The sequence below is a fragment of the Actinoplanes sp. NPDC051537 genome, from assembly GCF_055586105.1.
This window is the reverse complement of the sequence record NZ_JBVJIU010000012.1, coordinates 174,479-192,825: the sequence shown is the minus strand read 5'-3', so window position 1 is coordinate 192,825 and position 18,347 is coordinate 174,479. Positions and strand designations below refer to the sequence as shown.

The window sequence follows — 18,347 nt, the reverse complement described above, 5'->3', positions numbered from 1 at the left end:
TCGTGAAGTCCCGCGTCCCCGTGCTTCTGTCCAGTTCCTCGGTCTTCCCCGAACCGACCGCGGCCGCCTTCGAGATGGCCGCCACCGTGGGCTACGACGGCCTCGAAGTCATGGTCTGGACGGACCGTGTCAGCCAGGACGCCGGCGCCCTCAAAGGTCTCGCCGAGCACTACGACGTTCCGGTCCTCTCGGTGCACGCGCCCTGCCTGCTGGTGACGCAGCGGGTGTGGAGCTCGGACCCCTGGGAGCGGCTGACCCGCGCCGCCGAACTGGCCGAGACGCTGGGCGCGCCCACGGTCGTGGTGCACCCGCCGTTCACCTGGCAGCGGGACTACGCGCGCAACTTCGCATCCGGTCTGGCCAAGGTGCAGGAGCGTCATCCCGGCCTGAACTTCGCGATCGAGAACATGTTCCCGGTGAAGATGGCCGGCCGCTGGTTCGTGCCGTACACGCCGGGCTGGGATCCGACCGAGACCGGCTTCGACGCGTACACGCTCGATCTGTCGCACTGCGCGGCGTCCCGGATCGACGCGCTGGAGATGGCGCACAAGATGGGCGCCGGCCTCAAGCACGTGCACCTCGGCGACGGCACCGGCGAGGGCCGCGACGAGCACCTGGTGCCCGGCCGCGGCAACCAGCCGTGCGCCGACGTGCTGCGGTCGCTGGTCGCCCGCGGCTTCACCGGCTCGGTGGCGCTCGAGGTCTCCACCCGCCGGGCGGCGAGCCGCGCGGCGCGGGAGGCCGACCTGCGCGAGTCCCTCGAGTTCGCGCGGCGCCACCTGGCACCTGCGTCGTCGCAGGCGCCGGCGGTCACGCGCGCCTGACGCGAGTCCCGTCGATCGTCACGTTGCCGATCAACAAAGCCCGCCCTTCCCTGGGGGCGCCCCCGTCGACCATTATCGCGAAAAATCGGTCGAGGCGCGCGGGAGCACCGCGCGAGCTGTGGATAACCCGCGATTGTGGATAACCGATCAGGCCGGGGTGAGGTTGGCGGCGCGCTTGCGGGCCCGGTGGGCGGCCACGTGCGAGCGTGTCGCGCACCGCTCCGAGCAGAAGCGCCGGCAGTTGTTGGACGACGTGTCGAGGTAGACGTTGCCGCAGCGTTCGTCGGCGCAGATGCCGAAGCGGGCGCTGCCGTACTCGCAGAGCCAGACGGACAGGCCCCACACCGCGCCGGCCAGGAACTCGGCGCTGACCGTGGCGCCCCGGCTCGTCACGTGCATGTGCCAGTCGCTGGCGTCGTGCCCGGAGATGCGCGGTTGCACCGGGAACGTCTCGAGCAGCGAGTTCAACTCGTTGACCGCGTCGGCATCGCGGCCCGTCGTGCCGAGCTCGAAGACCTCACGCAACCGGCGTTGGGCACGGCGGAACACGCCGAGCTCCTTCTCGGTGACGTGTTCACCCATCCACGTCTGGTCGTCGGCGAAGAGGGCGCGCATCCCGGCCACGTCGCCAAGGTCCGCGTTGACGAGGTCGACCGCGGTGCGTGCGTACGCATCGAAGTTCACGCGACAACGGTAGCCGCACCGCGCGCCGACGGACACGGTTGCCGCGACCGGCGCGGTTTCTGGCGATACCCTCGGCCCATGCTCCGTACCGTCTTCCTGGCCGCCGCGGGCTCGTCCCGCCTGGGGCGGCTGGTCTCCTCGACGTCTCTCAGCAAGAACGTGGCGCGTCGTTTCGTGCCCGGTGACGACGTCGACGGCGCGCTGGCCGCGGCCCGCGAGCTGGCCGACGACGGTCTCTCGATCACGGTGGATCATCTGGCGCCCGAGACGCTCACGGCGGAGGACGCGAAAGCCACCCGCGATGAGTACGTCGCCCTCCTCGGACGGCTGACGACGGCCGGCCTGACCCCGGCCGCCGAGGTGAGCGTCAAGCTGTCGGCACTCGGCCAGCGCATCGACGAGAAACTGGCCGCCGAGCACGCGGAAGCGGTCTGCGCCGCGGCGGCCGAGGCGGGCACCTCGGTGACCCTGGACGCCGAGGACCACACGACCACCGACTCGACGCTGGAGATCCTCACGGCGCTCCGGAAGGACTATCCGTCGACGGGCGCGGTGCTCCAGGCGTACCTGCGTCGCACCGAGGGCGACTGCCGGGAGCTCGCGTCGGCCGGGTCCCGGGTGCGGCTGTGCAAGGGCGCGTACGCGGAACCCGAGTCGGTGGCCTTCCAGGACGCCCTCGACATCGACAAATCGTTCGTCCGCTGCCTGAACATCCTGATGTCCGGGGACGGCTACCCGATGGTCGCGACCCACGATCCGCGGCTGATCGCGATCGCCGAGGACCGCGCCCGCTGGTTCGACCGGTCGGCCGAGGAGTTCGAGTTCCAGATGCTCTACGGGATGCGCACCGAGGAGCAGGCCCGGCTCGCGGCGGGCGGCAACATCGTGCGCGTCTACCTGCCCTACGGCCCGCAGTGGTACGGCTACCTGATGCGCCGGCTCGCCGAGCGTCCCTCGACCGTGACCCAGTTCGGCCGGGCTCTCACCCGCAGGTAGGCCGCGAAAAGCCCCCCTTTCGGGCGAAAACCGCACAGATCCGGCGTGTCGGCCTTGACTTTTTATGGCCATTTCACGGAACGCATCGCGTCGGTCACAGCCGTATCGATAACGTTCTGATGACACGCACGTAAGCCGCCGCGTCGCGAAGCCAATCCGGTCGCGCGGAGCGTGCCTGCGAAAGGATCGGTGCGAGGGATGACGGGTCCAGCCCAGACCGAGGAACGCCTCTCGGAGGTGCGGTTCCTGACCGTGGCCGAGGTGGCCGCTCTGATGCGGGTCTCCAAGATGACCGTATACCGGCTGGTGCACGGCGGTGATCTCACCGCCGTTCGGGTCGGCCGTTCGTTCCGCGTGCCCGAGCACGCGGTGCACGACTACCTGCGGGGCGCTTTCTCGCAAACCGCGTAGGGAGGGGAGCCGTTTTGGCTCCACCGCGGCCGGGCCGGTACGCTGGTGCGGTTGGTTCCCGGTCTGCCATCCGCCGCTGCTTCGCGCGGCGATAAGACGGCGATAAGACCGGGACGCCGTCCAGATCGGATGCGGTGCGTGCCGGTGGGCACTCCGGGTCCGAGCCACATGGTTTCGAGAGGCAAATTCGTATGGGCTCCGTGGTCAAGAAGCGCCGCAAGCGTATGGCGAAGAAGAAGCACCGCAAGCTGCTGCGCAAGACCCGCGTCCAGCGTCGCCGTCTCGGCAAGTGATGACCGGCCGGGCGTAAGATCCCGGCCGTTCCGCACTTGCCGCACATCGCCGCTCGAGAGGTGCGCCTGTGGTGACCTCACCTCCCCGTGTCGTCGTGGTGACCGGCGTAAGCCGGCCTCTCGGCGCACGGGTGGCAGCCCGCCTCGCCGCCGATCCGCGCATTGAGCGCGTCGTCGGCCTGGATCCGCATGAACCGCCCCCGGCCCTGCGTGCCGTGCTGGCGGACGTCGAGCTGATCCGGGCCGACGCCCGTGCGGCGTCCGGCGCCTTCGTCGACCTCGGGGCCGAGGCCGTCGTTCACATGGCGGTCAGCAGCTCGCCCGACGCGCAGCACGGTGGCCGTCAGGCGATGAAAGAGCAGAACGTCATCGGCTCGATGCAGCTGCTCGCCGCCGCCCAGGCCGCTCCCGGCCTGCGCAAGCTCGTCGTGCGCTCGTCGACGGCCGCCTACGGCGCGTCGTTCCGCGACCCGGCGGTCTTCACCGAGGACACCGAGCCCCGGGCGGTCCCGCGTGGCTCCTTCGCGCGCGACATTCTCGACATCGAGGGTTACGTACGGGGTTTCCGCCGCCGCCGTCCCGAGGTCTCGGCGACCGTGCTGCGGTTCGCGCCCTTCATCGGCTCCGAGGCGCACACCACGCTGACCCGGCTGTTCGCCCAGCCGCTGGTGCCGACGGTCTTCGGCCGCGACGCCCGCCTCCAGTTCGTGCACGTCGACGACGCCCTCGAGATCCTCCACCGATCGGTGATCGAGGACCATCCCGGCACGTTCAACGTGGCCGGCGCCGGGGTGCTCGCGCTGTCCCAGGCCGTGCGCCGGGCCGGCCGGCTCTCGCTGCCGCTGCCCGAGGGCACCCTCTCCACCGTGCTCGCCCTGGCCCGCAACGTCGGGATCGGCGAGATCGGCCTCGACCAGATCGACCTGTTCGTGCACGGCCGCGTGGTCGACACCAGCCGCCTGGTCCGCGAGTTCGGGTTCACCCCGCGCGACACCGCGACCGCGTTCGACGACTTCATCGAGGCGCACGCCAACGGCTCGTCGCTGACTTCCGACCGGCTCGCCGCGGCCGAGCGGGCGATCCTCGACGGCGTCCGTCGCATCCGGACGGCGATGGCCGAGAGCGCGACCGCTCGCGCCGAGCGGGCGGCCGTGACGGAGAAAGGCGGACGTGAGGCCGGGGATGCGGAGACCGGGGACGAGAAGGTGGCGGTCAGCGCCGAGAAATCGTCCGCCGGAGGCGACGCGTCGTGAGCCAGCACGAGTACCGTGACATGCTGCCCGGCCACGCCGACTTCACCCTGCCCAAGCCGGCCGAACCGGTCCGGGTCAACGGCCGGCGGCCGATCCCGGAGGTGCCGCAGATGAACGGTCATGCGGAGCCCGGGCCGGAGGAGTCGAGCCGGCCCGACGACGGCGTCGTCGAAGAGCGGGTCGACGCGATCGACGTCTGGGACCAGCGGGTCGCCGCCGGTCTCGCCTTCCTGCGCCGGCGGCTGGCCGGGGCGTACGAGGTCGACGACTTCGGTTTTGATCGTGAGCTCACCGACGCCGTCTTCCATCCGCTGCTCCGCGTGCTGTACCACGACTGGTTCCGCACCGAGGTGTTCGGCATCGAGAACGTGCCGGCCGACGGCGGCGGCCTGGTGGTCGGCAACCACTCCGGCACGCTGGCGCTCGACGCGCTGATGCTGTCGGTGGCGATCCGCGACCAGACGCCCGAGGGACGGCACCTGCGGCTGCTCGGCGCCGACCTGGTCTTCCGGATGCCGTTCGTGAGCGAGCTGGCCCGCAAGTCGGGCGCGACCGTGGCCTGCAACCCCGACGCCGAGCGGCTGATGAGCCAGGGCGACCTGGTCGGCGTCTTCCCCGAGGGTTTCAAGGGCATCGGCAAGCGCTTCGCCGACCGCTACAAGCTGCAGCGCTTCGGCCGCGGCGGCTTCGTCTCGGCCGCCCTGCGCACCGGCACCCCGATCGTCCCGGTGGCGATCGTCGGCGCCGAGGAGATCTACCCGATCCTGGCCGACGTGAAGCCGCTGGCCCGCCTGCTCGGCGTGCCGTACTTCCCGGTCACGCCGACCTTTCCCCTGCTGGGGCCGCTCGGGCTGATTCCGCTGCCGAGCAAGTGGATGATCCAGTTCTGCCCGCCGATCCCGACCGCGCACCTCACCGAGCACGCCGACGACCCGATGGTCGTCTACAACCTCGCCGACCAGGTGCGCGAGACGATCCAGGCCACGCTGCTGGAGCTGCTGGAGAAACGCCCGGACCCGTTCGGCATCTGACGTTGCTGGAGGGCCGCGAGTGATCCGGCTAAAATGACGGCTGAGGGGCGGTCCGGTAATTCCCGGCAACCGCCCCTCGCCATGCCCTGCGATAAATGCCCGACTAGTTGCTGTTGACCCCGAAGAGCTCGCCGAGCAGGCCACCCAGCCCGCCACCACTGCTCGTGCCGGTGTCGTCCTGATCGTCGGTCCCCGGCGACTCCGAGGTGAGCGGGGTCCCGCCGAGCGGGGCCAGCCCCGGCACGGCCGAGGTTCCCGGAGTGTCCGGCTCGTCGGCGACGTCCGAGGTGGCGGCCGGCGTGGCGGTCGGGTTCGTCCGCTCCGGCTTGACCTTCGACTCCCGCGGGTCATGGGTGGTCGACACCTTGCCGCTGCGTCCGGTCGACCGCGCGGCGCCGCTGCCGCTCGCGGTCGTGGTGCAGTCGCGCAGCTTGGGCCCGAGCGCATCCGACCCGGCCGACAGCACCGACGAGCAGTTCAGCCCGGCCCGCAGGTCGTCCGTGCGCCGGTTGACCGAGTCGAGCAGCGACAGCGACGACTGCGCCCGCTCGAGGTTGGCCGGGCTGAGCCGGCCGAGCACCGGCGCCAGCGTCTGACGCTGCTTCGCGACGAAGGCGTCGACCGTGGCGAGCGGTTTCGCGTCGCGGTGGGCGACGGCCGAGGTGTCCAGCAGGCGTACGCCCTTGCGGGTGTCCGCGTCCATGTCCTCGAGCACGCCGCCGAAGCCCGGTGCGTCCCCGGCCATGGCGGCCGCCTCGTTGAGGCGGGTCTTGGCGAAGTCCAGCGACAGCTGACCCCGGCTGACGTCGGAGCCGGCCATGGCCAGCTGGGCCCGCTCGGTCGAGCGCTTGACCCCGTACAGTGCGTCGCCCGGCGACGCGTTCTCGCTTGCGGCGGAGATGCCGGACACCGCCATGGCGCCGGCGGCGACCCCGATCACGATCGCTCCCCGCGCCCGGATCCGGCGGCCACCACGGCCGCTGACCAGGCCGCGCAGGCCGGGTCGGCCCGCGGGGGCCGGATCGGACACGGGTTCCGCCGCGACGGCCGCGGCGGTACGGCCGATGCCGTCCCGCTCGGCGGTGGCGACCAGCATGGCCCGCAGCCCGACGCGGAACTCGGGATCGACCTGGATCCCGGGCCTGGCCGCTTTGAGGCTGGAACCGATGGCGACCAGTTCGGCGAGCTGCTCGTCGGCCGGGACGTGGCTGTGGTGCCGCCGTCCGCCGGTGGGCTGCTCGTCGAGAAGCTCCGCGAAGCGCTCGGCGCTCCGCCGGTCCAGGAAATCGAAGTTCACCGCGGGCACCTCCCCTCGCTCGTGACTGTCTCGTCGGCAGCGTCGCCGACGGTCGCGACAATTCCGGGGGCCGGCAGAGCCGCCCAGGGTCGCACCCGGACAAACGCGTGACACTCGCCCCCGGTTACGGGGCCGAACGGCCGGTGATGTGCTACGGAGATCGACATGTGCCGCGCCCGGGTCACCACTGGAACCCTTCGGGCAACAGCCGGGCGAGTGCCCGTACCGCCCGGTACTGGAGGGCCTTGATGGCGCCCTCGTTCTTTCCCATGGTCTGCGCGGTCTCGGCCACCGAGAAGCCCTGGAGGAAGCGGAGCACGATGCACTCCTGCTGCTCCGGGTTGAGCTGCTTGACCGCGGTGAGCAGCGCCACGTTGGTGATGTGGTCGACGACGGCCGACTCCGGGCTGCCCTCGGGACCGCGGTCCTCGCGGTCGGCGTCCAGGACGTCCCCGGTGGTCACCTCGAGGCGGTACCGGCCGGACTTGAAGTGGTCGGCGACCAGGTTGCGGGCGATCGTGACGAGCCAGGCGCCCAGGTCGCGGCCCTGCCAGGTGAAGCTGCCGATCCGCTTGAGGGCGCGCAGGAACGTGTCCGAGGTCAGGTCCTCGGCCAGCTGGCGGTTGCCGACCCGGAAGTAGACGAACCGGAAGACGGTGTCCACGTACCGGTCGTAGATCAGGCCGAAGGCCTCGGCCTCGCCCGCCTGGGCCCGCTCGACCAGCGCCCACACCTCGGCGGCGGCATCGCCGGGGTCGGGGCGGGCCGGGTACTTCGGCGGCTCGCTCTCGGTCGGCGGCCCCGAGGTGCTCTGGGCCGGGACGACCACGGTGAGGTCGTTGGCCGGGCTCTCCGGCAGGTTGCTGCGCTGACCGGCGGTCGGTTGGGCGGGCATCGGCGGCCGGCCCGGCACCGCGACCCGGCCGCCGCCCAGGCCCCCGTTGGGCAGCGGCTTGGCGTTGCTGGTCGGTGGGATCCGGACCCCGGGTGACTCGTTGACATGCCGGCGGTTGCTGGTCCGCTTGGCGCCCTCGCCCCGGATCGTGTGGGCAACCAGTGAGTCGACCGACTGCCGCAGGGCGCTCAGGCCGTTGAAGGCCAGGTGGTTCGGGTCCCCGGCGTAAACATGACTCACTGCGCCTCCTCAACCCGGCGGGCCTGGTACGACTGCTGTTCCGTCCCGCCAGACGTGGAACAGCAGTAATTCCGTGCTTTTTGCGGCACAGCGGCCTCCTCGGGATGAGGGGTGATCACTCATAGCAAAACGGGTGGGGCGGCCCGCGAACCGCCGGACCGGCCTCACCCAGGGCTGTGGAGTCCGTTACTCAGACGCGAAGTATCACGGACACCGAACACACGGAGTCGCACACCGTGTGCGCTGCGCGAAAATAGTACGAAGTGGCGCAGACAAGACACAAGGAACGTCTGCCACGATGGTGGACACCTAGGATCAGGCGACGGACAGACTGTCCGCCGTCCCCCTCCCGGCATCTTTGTGCCAAACTCGCCAGCGTGGATTCGAAGGTCGTTGCTGCCGCCCGAACGCGCCCCGGCCACCCGGCATTGATCACCGCCGCCACCACGCTGACCTGGGCCGAGCTCGACGAGCGCGTCGACGCCGCGGCCCGCCGGCTGGTGATGCTGGCCCGGCCGCGCGAGCGGGTCGCGATCGTGCTGGGCAACTCCGTCGACTTCGTGGTGACGTACCTGGGAGTGTTACGGGCCGGGCGGGTCGCGGTGCCGCTCAACCCCGGCTACACCGCCGACGAGCTCGAGTACGTGATCGCCGACTCCCGGGCCGCGCTGGTGGTGGGCGAGCGGGCCACGGCGGCCAAGCTCCGGTCGCCGACGCCTCCGTGCGTACCCCCGGATCTCGCCGGACCGGCCGGTGACCTGCCGGAAGTCGCCCCCGAAGATCTCGCCGTGCTGCTCTACACCTCGGGCACGAGCGGGCGCCCGAAGGGCGCGATGCTGACCCACGCCGCCCTCACCGCCAACCACGAGCAGCTGGACGCCATCGACCCGCCGGTGGTCGGCCCGGACGACGTGGTGCTGCTCGCGATGCCTCTTTTCCACGCGTACGGGCTGAACACCGGCCTCGGCACGGTCCTGCACCACGGCTCGACCGGCGTCCTGATCGACCGCTTCGACGCGGCGGCATCACTCACGGTGATTGCCGAACGTGCCGTCACGGTGACGGTCGGGGTCCCGCAGATGTACGCGGCGTGGTCGCAGCAGCCGTCGGCGAAGGCGGCCCTCGGCAGCGTCCGCACGGCCGTCTGCGGCGCGGCGCCCCTCTCGCCGGACGATGCCGCTCGCTTCACCGCCGCCACCGGGAAGACGATCATCATCGGGTACGGGCTGACCGAGACCGCACCCGTGCTGACCACCACGGCCGTGAGCGACCGCACCAAGACGGGCTCGATCGGGCGGCCGTTGCCCGGCGTCGCGCTCCGGCTTCGTACGGCCGCGGGTGATGTTCTGTGGGAAGACGGCACCGCGTCGCCCGACGAAGACCTCGCCGAGCTCGACCTCGCGGTCGCCGACTCCGCCGGCACCGACCCCGGCGAGATCGTGGTGCGCGGGGCCAACCTGTTCCTCGGCTACTGGCCGGACGGCGAGGGCGGGCCGGACGCCGACGGCTGGTGGGGCACCGGTGACGTGGCCTACGCCGACGGCGACGGCGACCTGCACCTGGTCGACCGGATCGGCGAGCTGATCCTGGTGAACGGCTTCAACGTCTACCCGGCCGAGATCGAACGGGTGCTCGCCACCCACCCGGGAGTGGCCGAGTCGGCGGTCGTGGGCGTGGCCGATGACGACACCGGTCAGCGCCCGCACGCGTACGTGGTGAGCGCCCTTGATCCTGCTCCTACGCCGGCCGAGCTCCAGGTCTTCTGCGCCGGGCAGCTCGCCCGCTTCAAGCTGCCGAGCATCGAGCTGGTGCGTGAGCTTCCGCACTCGGCGATCGGCAAGGTCCGCAAGAGGGAGATCGCGCCATGAACCGGGTCGTCCTGATCAGCCGGGCCGGCTGTCACCTCTGCGAGGACGCCGAGGCGGTGCTCGACCGCATCGTGCCCGGCGCCTGGACCAGGGTCGACGTCGACTCCGACGTCGAGCTCGAGCGCGACTACGGCGACCGGGTGCCGGTGGTGCTGCTGGACGGCGCCGAGCACGGCTACTGGCGGGTCGAGGAGGCCCGGCTGTTGCGGGATTTGGCGCGACAGCCGGGGGAGCCCCGCATATAGGTTGTCTGCCGTGACACGCACTCATCTTGTCTGGGACTGGAACGGCACCCTGCTCGACGACCTCAGCCTGGTCGTCTCCTCGACCAACGAAGCCTTCGCCGCGGTGGGGGGCCGCGCGGTCGACTCCGACGAGCACCGCGCCCGCTTCCGCCGGCCGGTTGCCGACTTCTACGCGGAGATCCTCGGGCGCGCGGTCGACGAGGAGGAGTTCGGCGAGCTCGACCGGATCTTCCACGACGCGTACCGGCTGGGCCTGACCGACATGACGCTGGCGCACGACGCGATGACCGCGATCAAGACGTGGCCGGGCTCGCAGTCGCTGCTCTCCATGTGGTTCCACAGCGAGCTGGTGCCGGCCGTCGAGACGTACGGGCTGAACGGGGTCTTCACCCGCGTCGACGGGCTGCGCACCGAGGTCGGCGGGCACCTCAAGGCCGGGCATCTGGCCCGGCACCTGGCCGGGCTGGGCATCGAGGGCGTCCAGGCGGTGCTCATCGGCGACTCGCTCGACGACGCCGAGGCGGCCGAGTCGGTGGGCGCCGCGATCGTGCTCTACACCGGCGGGTTCACCCATCCCGACCGGTTGCGCGCGTCGGGTCGTCCGGTGGCCGACACCCTGGTGGACGCCGTTGCGACCGCCCGCTCGCTGTAGCGGGGTGGCCGGTCGGCCCGGTCGGCGGGCATACTGCTACTAGCACGTCTCGTGGATCTTTGTCCATTCCCGGGCCCAAGATCGCGATTTGTGCACGCCTTCACAAGCGCCTATTCTGTGACTTCAGAGCCCCGATATCACAGCCGGTCGAGCCGGGCGTCAGAGGGCTCGTACCGCAATGGTTCGACACCTCGTCGGCACGGAGTCAGATGAGTCAGCAGCGTCACGGAAGCACGCCCGGCAATGGTTCGGGCAACGTCCCGGCCTTCCCGGACCTCCCGGAGGCGACGATCGCCCGGCTGCCCGAATACCTTCGCGCACTGCACAACCTGGGCGAGGGCGGGTCCGACACGATCTCCAGCGAGGGTCTGGCGGCGGCGGCCGGGGTCAACTCGGCCAAGCTCCGCAAGGACCTCTCGCACCTCGGGTCGTACGGCACGCGCGGCGTCGGCTACGACGTCGCCCTGCTGATCGAGCAGATCGAGTTCGTGCTCGGCCTCGACCAGCGCCGGGCCGTCTGCCTCGTCGGCGTCGGTAATCTCGGTCACGCGCTGGCCGGCTACGACGGCTTCGCGAGCCGCGGCTTCAAGATCGTCGCGCTGTTCGACGCCGACGAGGCGAAGGTCGGCGAGGTGATACACGGTCTGACCGTGCGGCACATCGACGAGCTGGGCGAGGTCGCGGTCGAGGAGACCATCGCGATCGGGGTCATCGCCACCCCGGCCGGCGCCGCCCAGGCCGTCGCCGACGAGCTCGTCGCCGCGGGCGTGACCAGCATTCTGAACTTCGCACCGTGCGTGCTCTCGGTGCCGGCCAACGTCGACGTGCGCAAGGTCGACCTCGCTATCGAGCTGCAGATCCTCTCATTCCACGAGCACCGCAAGGCGTCGCTGACCGCGTTGCCCGGCGGCCGTTCCGCCACGGGGGCGGGAAACCAGGAGGCGGTCGGGTCGTGAACCTGCTCAGCGTCGGTGCGTCCTATCGCACCGCCGACGTCAGCACGCTGGAACGGCTCACCATCGCGGAAGAGGCCGTTCCCGCGCTTCTCCAGAAACTCGTCAGCCAGCCGTACATCGGCGAGGTCGTGGTGCTGTCCACCTGCAACCGGGTGGAGATCTACGCGGCCGTCACCGGGTTCCACGGCGGCCTCGGCGACGTCTGCAACGTGCTCGCCGGCGTCTCCGGCATCCCGGCCACCGAGCTGGCCGGGCACCTCTACGTGCACTACGACGAGGCGGCGGTGCTGCACTCGTTCCGGGTGTCGTCCGGGCTCGACTCGATGGTGGTCGGCGAGGCCCAGATCCTCGGACAGCTGCGCGACGCGTACCACGCGGCCACCGAGGCCGACACCGCCGGACGCCTGCTCCACGAGCTCATGCAGCAGGCGTTGCGGGTCGGCAAGCGGGCGCACGCCGAGACCGGCATCGACAAGGCCGGGCAGAGCGTGGTCACGGCCGCCCTCGAGGTCGCGTCGGCCGAGCTGGGCGACCTCGACGGCAAGTCGGCGCTGGTGATCGGCGCGGGCGCGATGGGCGCGCTGACGGTGGCCACCCTGACCCGGGCCGGCATCGGCCCGGTGCGCATCACCAACCGGAGCGCGGCGCGGGCCGACCGGCTGGCCGAGGCGTACGGCGCGGAAGCCGTCCCGTTCGAGGAGCTGGACGCCGCCCTGCGCGACGCCGCCCTGGTGATCTCCGCGACCGCGGCGACCGAGCCGGTCCTCACCCGGGCCCGTCTCGCGGCGGCCGGCCGGCTGGTCGTGCTCGACCTGGCCGTTCCCCGCGACGTCGCCCCCGACGCGGCGGGCCTGCCCGGCATCACCGTGATCGACATCGAGAGCCTGGCCGCCTCCCGGCGCGCGCTGCCGGCCGCGGCCGAGACCGCCGCCGTCGAGCAGATCGTCGCCGCCGAGGTCGAGCACTTCCTCGCCTGGCTGCGCGGCGCCGACATCGCGCCGACCGTGGCCGCGCTGCGCACCCGCGCCGAGGACGTGGTGGCGGCGGAGCTGCGCAAGCTCTATGGGAAGCGCTCGGAATTCACCGAGGAGCAGCGAGCGGATGTTTCCCGTACGCTGCATCGGGTCGTTCAGCAGTTGCTGCACTCGCCGACCGTCCGGGTGCGCCAGCTCGCCGCCGAACCGGGCGGCGATCAGTACGCGGCGCTGCTGCGTGAGCTGTTCGACCTCGACGTTCCCCACGCCACCCAGGCCGACGCCGTACCGGAGATCGGAGGAAAAGCGTGAGTGCTCCACTGCGTCTCGGCACTCGCGGCAGCGCGCTGGCTCTCGCCCAGTCACAGCTGACCGCCGACGCGCTGACCGCCGCCACCGGCCGCCCGGTCGAGCTGGTCCGGATCGTCACCTCCGGCGACCGCTCCAGCGCCCCGGTCGCCCAGCTCGGCGTGGGCGTCTTCGTCTCGGCGCTGCGTGACGCGCTGCTGGCGGGCGAGATCGACTTCGCCGTCCACTCGTACAAAGACCTGCCCACGGCGGTCTTCCCGGGCCTGCACATCGCCGCCATCCCGCCCCGCGAGGACCCGCGCGATGTGCTGATTTCTTCGCGTGACCGGACGCTGGCCGAGCTGCCGCCCGGCTCCGTGATCGGCACCGGCGCGGTGCGCCGAATCGCGCAACTGCACGCTTTGGGCCTAGAGTTGCAGGTCACGCCGATCCGCGGGAACGTCGACAGCCGGATCGCCCGGGTCCACGGGCCCGAGGCCGATCTGGACGCCGTCGTCCTCGCCCGGGCCGGCGTGGCGCGTCTCGGTCGTGCCGCCGAGATCACCGAAACGCTCGACCCGATGCTCATGCTGCCCGCCCCGGCTCAGGGCGCGCTGGCGGTGGAGTGCCGGGCCGACTCCGACCTGGTCGAGCTGCTGGCCGTGCTCGACCATGCACCGTCCCGCGCCGCCGTCGTGGCGGAGCGGGCGATGCTGGCCACGCTCGAGGCCGGGTGCTCCGCCCCGGTCGCGGCACATGCCGAGCTCGCCGAGGGCGAGACCGGCGACGAGATCTACCTGCGCGGTGCGGTGATCAGCCCGGATGGGTCACGAGCCATCCGCCTGTCGCGCACCGGAACGCCCGCCGACGCGGCGGAGATCGGCAAGGCACTCGCCGCCGATCTCCTCGAGAACGGCGCCGATACCCTGATGGGGAGCACAGAATGACCACCCGCACCGCCCGCAAGCCAGCAGGCCGCATCGCCTTCGTCGGGGCCGGACCCGGCGACCCCGAGCTGCTGACCCGTCGCGCGCACGCCGCGCTCACCGACGCCGACCAGGTGGTGTACGACCGGGGAGTCCCCGACTCCCTGCTGTCCGCGATCAAGGCCGAGGCCAAGGCGGACGCGCAGTTCAGCCCGGCCGAGGGAGCGCCCGGCGACGTCGCCAAGGTGCTGCTCTCCGCGGCCAAGTCCGGTCTGTCCGCCGTGCACCTGGTGGCCGGCGACCCCTTCGGTCACGACGCCGTGGTCAAGGAGGTGCAGGCCGTCGCCCGCACCGCCGTGCACTTCGAGGTCGTGCCCGGCATCGGCCAGGCCGAGGGCGTCGCGACGTACGCCGGCGTGCCGCTGCCCGCCGTGCGCACCACGGCCGACGTCGGCGACGTGACCGCGCTCGACTTCGACGCGCTCGCCGCCTCCGCCCGCAAGGGCTCGTTCGCCGTGGCGGTCGACGCCGGTGACCTGGCCGCCGTGCGGGACGGGCTGCTCGCGTCCGGCGTGGAGCCCGGCACCCCGGTTGCGGTGACCGGCGACGGCACCGGCGAGACGCAGTACACGACCACCTCCACCGTCGACAGCTTCGTCGCCGCGGCGCTCGGCTTCACCGGCCGGGTTGTGCTGACGGTCGGCTCCGACGTGGCCGAGCGCGACAGCCTGAGCTGGTGGGAGAACCGCCCGCTGTACGGCTGGAAGGTGCTCGTGCCGCGGACCAAGGAGCAGGCCGGGGCGATGAGCGCGCGGCTGCGTGCCTACGGCGCGATCCCGTGCGAGGTGCCGACCATCGCGGTCGAGCCCCCGCGCACCCCCGCCCAGATGGAACGGGCGGTCAAGGGCCTGGTCGACGGCCGGTACGCGTGGGTCGTCTTCACCTCGGTCAACGCCGTCCGCGCGGTCTGGGAGAAGTTCGACGAGCACGGCCTCGACGCCCGGCACTTCGGCGGCGTCAAGATCGCCTGCATCGGCCAGGCCACGGCCGAGGCGGTCCGGGCGTTCGGCATCCAGCCCGAGCTGATCCCGGCCGACGACCAGTCGAGCGAGGGGCTGCTCGCCGAGTTCTCCCCGCACGACGAGATCCTCGACCCGGTCGGCCGGGTGCTGCTGCCCCGCGCCGACATCGCCACCGAGACCCTGGCGGCCGGGCTCATCGAGCGCGGCTGGGAGGTCGACGACGTGACGGCGTACCGGACGGTCCGCGCGGCCCCGCCGCCGGCCGAGATCCGCGACGCCATCAAGTCGGGTGGCTTCGACGCGGTGCTGTTCACCTCGTCCTCGACCGTCCGCAACCTGGTCGGCATCGCCGGCAAGCCGCACGCCCGCACGGTCGTCGCGGTGATCGGCCCGAAGACCGCCGAGACCGCGACCGAGTTCGGCCTGCGCGTCGACGTCCAGCCCCAGCACGCGTCCGTGCCGGACCTGGTCGAGGCGCTCGCGTCGTACGCGATCGAGCTGCGCGAGAAGCTGGCCGCGATGCCGGCCAAGCAGCGCCGCGGCTCCAAGGTTCAGGGACCCACGGCCCTCCGCTTCCGCTAAGGATCTCCATGTCGTTCCCGGATGTCCGCCCACGCCGCCTGCGCCGTACCGCGGCCCTCCGCCGCATGGTGGAGGAGACCCGCCTCGCGCCCGCCGAGCTCGTGCTGCCCCTCTTCCTCAAGGAGGGGCTGACCGAGCCGCGAGCGATCTCCTCGATGCCCGGTGTCGTGCAGCACTCGCGAGAGTCGCTGCGCAAGGCCGCGCACGAGGCGGTCGCGGCGGGCGTCGGCGGCCTGATGCTGTACGGCGTGCCGACGGACGACCACAAGGACGAGACGGGTTCGTACGGACTCGACCCGTCCGGAATCCTGAACGTCGGCATCCGTGACCTGGTCGCCGAGGTGGGCGACGCGACGGTCATCATGAGCGACCTGTGCCTGGACGAGTTCACCTCGCACGGCCACTGCGGCGTGCTGGCCGCCGACGGCTCGGTCGACAACGACGCGACGCTGGCCATCTATGCGGAAATGGCGGTCGCGCAGGCGTCCGCCGGAGCGCACATGCTCGGCGCCTCCGGCATGATGGACGGCCAGATCGGCGTCGCCCGCAAGGCTCTGGACCAGGCCGGCTACCAGGACACGTCGCTCCTGGCCTACGCGGCCAAGTACGCCGGCGCCTTCTACGGCCCGTTCCGAGCCGCCGTCGAGTCCTCGCTGCAGGGCGACCGCCGGCAGTACCAGCAGGACCCGCCCAACCTGCGCGAGGCCCTGCGCGAGGTCGACCTGGACGTGGCCGAGGGCGCCGACATCGTCATGGTCAAGCCGGCCCTGCCCTACCTGGACGTGATCGCCGCCGTCCGCGACCGCGTCGACATTCCGGTGGCCGCCTACCAGGTCTCCGGCGAGTACGCGATGGTCGAGGCCGCGGCCGCCAACGGCTGGATCGACCGCGACCGAGCCATCATGGAGTCCTTGACGTCGATCAAGCGAGCGGGCGCCCAGATCATCCTGACCTATTGGGCCACCGAGGCAGCCCAGCGCCTCCGCTGAGCCACGCTCCAGCCTCGAGTCCACCCCCAGCGCCACCTCTTCCCGGCCCTTTGCTCTGCTCACCTATACGCGCATCGAGGCCAACCCCCGCAAACCCCAAGCTCTGCTCACCTATACGCGCGGGCCGGGGTCGCTCTGCTCACCTATACGCGCGGGCCGGGGTCGCTCTGCTCACCAATACGCGCGGGCGGGGGAACGCTTTGCTCACCAACGTGAGCTATGCGCTGCGAGCTGTGGTGGGCGCGGATGCGCGTATAGGTAAGCAGAGCAAAGTGCCGGGAAGAGGCAGGTCGGAGGCCCGCCGTCGAAGGCCGCGAGGTGCGCCGTCCACAGGCGCGAGCGCCTGTCCACAGGCGGCCCCCAGCGAGCGGAGAACGGTGCGATAGTCCCGGGATGCCGAATCCGGACCCGCCTGCCGACACGATCTTCTGTCACCTTCCGGTTGCCGGTCTGGTGCGTCGCGTACGGCGAATCGGGGATCTCAGCCAGCGTGAGCTCGGACATGCCGCGAAGGTCTCGCGCGCGACGATCGGTCGCATCGAGAAGGGGGCACTGGCGCCGAGCCTGGAGGTGCTGGAACGGATATTCGACGTGGTCGGGTTGGGGCTGGTGCTCATCAACCACGAGGGTCGGGTGATCCAACCGATGCTCGACCACGCGGACATCCTCGACGGCGCCGATCGGCGGTATCCGAGTCATCTCGACACGATCGTCGATCCGGAGCCGGGCGAGTGGTGGGGCGACCAATACGGGCTGGCCCGGCCACCGGAGACCTTCTATCGGGATCGAAGGCTGCGCGAGATGCAGCGGCGGCGCAGTCAGTGGGAGGTTCGGGTGGCCAAGCACCGGCGCGAGCCACCGCCGCCGCCGGTGCGGGGCTGCTACTGAAGAGCTACTCGACCGGCTCGAGCAGCTGCACCAGCTGGGCCACGTCGGCGCCGTACTCGTACCAGTCTCGGTCGGGCAGGTAGCCGAGCTCGGCGTTGACCTTCAGCATCGACTCGTTGTTGTGCGCGTTCCAGGTCTGCACCTCGCGGGTGCCGGGCTCGGCCGCGCGCAGCTCGAAGAGCATGCGGGACTTGATGGCCCGGTCGATGCCGTAGCCGCGGTGGGCCCGCACGACGATCGTGTCGTACTGATCGGCCCGCTCGGGGTGCTGGGCAGGGACGACGACCTCGGTGAGGCCGGCCACGACGCCGGTGGACTGGTGGATCGCGAGCACGATGTACGGCTTCAGGCCGCGTTTGTGCAGGGTGCCGAGGGAGTCACGCAGGCGCTGCGGATCGGACGAGCGCGGCGCGAGGTCGAGGTCATCGTCGTCGTCCTGAGCCTCGAGCTTCGCCTGCGCGTACGCCTCCAGAAGGTCTTCGGGCGGCCCGCCGGGGTGGAACTCGACGCGATAGCCGGCCGCGATGCCGTCGGCCATCTCGGTCAGGGCGGGCCAGTCCACCGCGTTGAGGTTCAGCACGCTGCGAGTTTCGACGTACTCCCGCTCGAAGCCCAGCGACTCGTAGAACGGCATCGCCGGGGTGCCGCCGATCGCCTCCACGCCGATCGACGAGAAACCCTCGAGGTAGGCCCGCCGGGCGGCCACGGCCACCAGCTCCCGGCCCAGTCCGCGACGGCGCAGCGAGGGCTTGACCAGCACCTCGAGCACGCCGATGTCGCCGAGCAGCAGGACGCTGACGTGGGCGAAGATCTCGCTCTCCCCCTCGGGGAGACGGTCGTCCTCGGCCACCCAGCTGATCCGGCGCTCTCCGGGGACGGTCTCGGCCAGATACTCCCTGACCTGGACGTCCTGCCATGGTGGATCGTCCGGGAGATCGGTGGCCAGCACCGCGTTCAACGTCTCCACGAGCGATCGGATCTCCCCTGCCGACGCTGACCGGGGATCCCACTCACGCACCCTCACCCGTACAGC

At 71.4% G+C, this 18,347-nt stretch carries 17 protein-coding genes and 2 pseudogenes; 15 read left to right on the top strand and 4 right to left on the bottom strand.

Translation table 11 applies throughout. The features are described 5' to 3' along the window. The first annotated feature begins 2 nt into the window (after positions 1-2). Positions 3-824, top strand: coding sequence for a sugar phosphate isomerase/epimerase family protein (locus ACZ6TB_RS28955; protein WP_465558942.1), 822 nt, complete (start codon positions 3-5; stop codon positions 822-824). A gap of 147 nt (positions 825-971) precedes the next feature. Here ACZ6TB_RS28955 and ACZ6TB_RS28950 read toward each other — a convergent pair whose 3' ends face one another. Then, on the bottom strand, positions 972-1,508 hold the full coding sequence (locus ACZ6TB_RS28950; RefSeq protein WP_465558940.1) for a CGNR zinc finger domain-containing protein: 537 nt from the start codon (positions 1,506-1,508) through the stop codon (positions 972-974). Positions 1,509-1,586: 78 nt separating this feature from the next. Here ACZ6TB_RS28950 and ACZ6TB_RS28945 point away from each other — a divergent pair, with 78 nt between their 5' ends. The 5 genes and pseudogenes from ACZ6TB_RS28945 (at position 1,587) to ACZ6TB_RS28925 (ending at position 5,492) form a co-directional block, all read left to right on the top strand. After that, entirely contained in the window at positions 1,587-2,504 is a 918-nt protein-coding gene (locus tag ACZ6TB_RS28945; protein WP_465558938.1) for a proline dehydrogenase family protein, read from the top strand. A gap of 198 nt (positions 2,505-2,702) precedes the next feature. After that, positions 2,703-2,915 carry a helix-turn-helix domain-containing protein gene (locus ACZ6TB_RS28940; protein WP_020512985.1) on the top strand — a complete coding sequence of 71 codons (213 nt, stop codon included), beginning with the start codon at positions 2,703-2,705 and terminating at the stop codon, positions 2,913-2,915. Between the two features lie 191 nt (positions 2,916-3,106). Continuing rightward, on the top strand, positions 3,107-3,208 hold the full coding sequence (locus ACZ6TB_RS28935) for a 30S ribosomal protein bS22 (protein WP_007465623.1): 102 nt from the start codon (positions 3,107-3,109) through the stop codon (positions 3,206-3,208). 68 nt (positions 3,209-3,276) lie between these two features. Beyond that, positions 3,277-4,326 (top strand): annotated as a pseudogene (locus tag ACZ6TB_RS28930) (NAD-dependent epimerase/dehydratase family protein); the annotation flags it as partial. Between the two features lie 131 nt (positions 4,327-4,457). Beyond that, on the top strand, positions 4,458-5,492 hold the full coding sequence (locus tag ACZ6TB_RS28925) for a lysophospholipid acyltransferase family protein (protein WP_465558936.1): 1,035 nt from the start codon (positions 4,458-4,460) through the stop codon (positions 5,490-5,492). 418 nt (positions 5,493-5,910) lie between these two features. Here the strand turns inward: ACZ6TB_RS28925 and ACZ6TB_RS28920 are convergent. Next, positions 5,911-6,789, bottom strand: a pseudogene (locus ACZ6TB_RS28920) (DUF5667 domain-containing protein); the annotation flags it as partial. Positions 6,790-6,970: 181 nt separating this feature from the next. Further along, on the bottom strand, positions 6,971-7,846 hold the full coding sequence (locus tag ACZ6TB_RS28915) for an ECF subfamily RNA polymerase sigma factor, BldN family (RefSeq protein WP_465559284.1): 876 nt from the start codon (positions 7,844-7,846) through the stop codon (positions 6,971-6,973). A 455-nt stretch (positions 7,847-8,301) separates the two neighbouring features. Between ACZ6TB_RS28915 and ACZ6TB_RS28910 the strand changes: the two genes are divergently transcribed. From ACZ6TB_RS28910 to ACZ6TB_RS28870, 9 genes are all read left to right on the top strand, one after another. Beyond that, positions 8,302-9,792 (top strand): AMP-binding protein, encoded by a 1,491-nt coding sequence (locus ACZ6TB_RS28910; RefSeq protein ID WP_465558934.1) that lies wholly within the window; start codon positions 8,302-8,304, stop codon positions 9,790-9,792. Further along, positions 9,789-10,037, top strand: coding sequence for a glutaredoxin family protein (locus tag ACZ6TB_RS28905; RefSeq protein ID WP_465558933.1), 249 nt, complete (start codon positions 9,789-9,791; stop codon positions 10,035-10,037). Before ACZ6TB_RS28910 ends, ACZ6TB_RS28905 begins: the two co-directional genes overlap by 4 nt. A 10-nt stretch (positions 10,038-10,047) precedes the next feature. After that, a complete protein-coding gene (locus tag ACZ6TB_RS28900; protein ID WP_465558931.1) occupies positions 10,048-10,689 on the top strand; it encodes an HAD family hydrolase in 642 nt (213 codons plus the stop codon). A 209-nt stretch (positions 10,690-10,898) separates the two neighbouring features. Further along, on the top strand, positions 10,899-11,645 hold the full coding sequence (locus tag ACZ6TB_RS28895) for a redox-sensing transcriptional repressor Rex (RefSeq protein WP_465558929.1): 747 nt from the start codon (positions 10,899-10,901) through the stop codon (positions 11,643-11,645). Next, the gene (locus tag ACZ6TB_RS28890; RefSeq protein ID WP_465558927.1) at positions 11,642-12,931 is read left to right on the top strand and encodes a glutamyl-tRNA reductase; all 1,290 of its coding nucleotides are present in this window, start codon (positions 11,642-11,644) and stop codon (positions 12,929-12,931) included. The genes ACZ6TB_RS28895 and ACZ6TB_RS28890 overlap by 4 nt, the downstream gene beginning before the upstream one ends. Continuing rightward, complete coding sequence (gene hemC / locus ACZ6TB_RS28885) at positions 12,928-13,854, top strand: hydroxymethylbilane synthase (RefSeq protein WP_465558925.1); 927 nt, start codon at positions 12,928-12,930, stop codon at positions 13,852-13,854. The genes ACZ6TB_RS28890 and hemC overlap by 4 nt, the downstream gene beginning before the upstream one ends. Then, on the top strand, positions 13,851-15,437 hold the full coding sequence (locus tag ACZ6TB_RS28880; protein WP_465558923.1) for a bifunctional uroporphyrinogen-III C-methyltransferase/uroporphyrinogen-III synthase: 1,587 nt from the start codon (positions 13,851-13,853) through the stop codon (positions 15,435-15,437). The genes hemC and ACZ6TB_RS28880 overlap by 4 nt, the downstream gene beginning before the upstream one ends. 8 nt (positions 15,438-15,445) lie before the next feature. Further along, positions 15,446-16,426: a porphobilinogen synthase gene (gene hemB / locus ACZ6TB_RS28875; protein ID WP_465558921.1), complete on the top strand. Its 981-nt coding sequence runs from the start codon at positions 15,446-15,448 to the stop codon at positions 16,424-16,426. Positions 16,427-16,819: 393 nt separating this feature from the next. Next, on the top strand, positions 16,820-17,314 hold the full coding sequence (locus ACZ6TB_RS28870; RefSeq protein WP_465558919.1) for a helix-turn-helix transcriptional regulator: 495 nt from the start codon (positions 16,820-16,822) through the stop codon (positions 17,312-17,314). A 4-nt stretch (positions 17,315-17,318) separates the two neighbouring features. Here ACZ6TB_RS28870 and ACZ6TB_RS28865 read toward each other — a convergent pair whose 3' ends face one another. After that, positions 17,319-18,338 carry a GNAT family N-acetyltransferase gene (locus ACZ6TB_RS28865; RefSeq protein WP_465558918.1) on the bottom strand — a complete coding sequence of 340 codons (1,020 nt, stop codon included), beginning with the start codon at positions 18,336-18,338 and terminating at the stop codon, positions 17,319-17,321. Between the last annotated feature and the right edge of the window lie 9 nt (positions 18,339-18,347).

Excerpts from the sequence above, each read along its gene's own strand:
- ACZ6TB_RS28945 (WP_465558938.1), top strand. The coding sequence starts at position 1,587 with ATGCTCCGTACCGTCTTCCTGGCCGCCGCGGGCTCGTCCCGCCTGGGG.
- ACZ6TB_RS28935 (WP_007465623.1), top strand. The coding sequence starts at position 3,107 with ATGGGCTCCGTGGTCAAGAAGCGCCGCAAGCGTATGGCGAAGAAGAAG.
- hemB (WP_465558921.1), top strand. The coding sequence starts at position 15,446 with ATGTCGTTCCCGGATGTCCGCCCACGCCGCCTGCGCCGTACCGCGGCC.
- ACZ6TB_RS28880 (WP_465558923.1), top strand. The coding sequence starts at position 13,851 with ATGACCACCCGCACCGCCCGCAAGCCAGCAGGCCGCATCGCCTTCGTC.
- ACZ6TB_RS28905 (WP_465558933.1), top strand. The coding sequence starts at position 9,789 with ATGAACCGGGTCGTCCTGATCAGCCGGGCCGGCTGTCACCTCTGCGAG.
- ACZ6TB_RS28940 (WP_020512985.1), top strand. The coding sequence starts at position 2,703 with ATGACGGGTCCAGCCCAGACCGAGGAACGCCTCTCGGAGGTGCGGTTC.
- ACZ6TB_RS28870 (WP_465558919.1), top strand. The coding sequence starts at position 16,820 with ATGCCGAATCCGGACCCGCCTGCCGACACGATCTTCTGTCACCTTCCG.
- ACZ6TB_RS28895 (WP_465558929.1), top strand. The coding sequence starts at position 10,899 with ATGAGTCAGCAGCGTCACGGAAGCACGCCCGGCAATGGTTCGGGCAAC.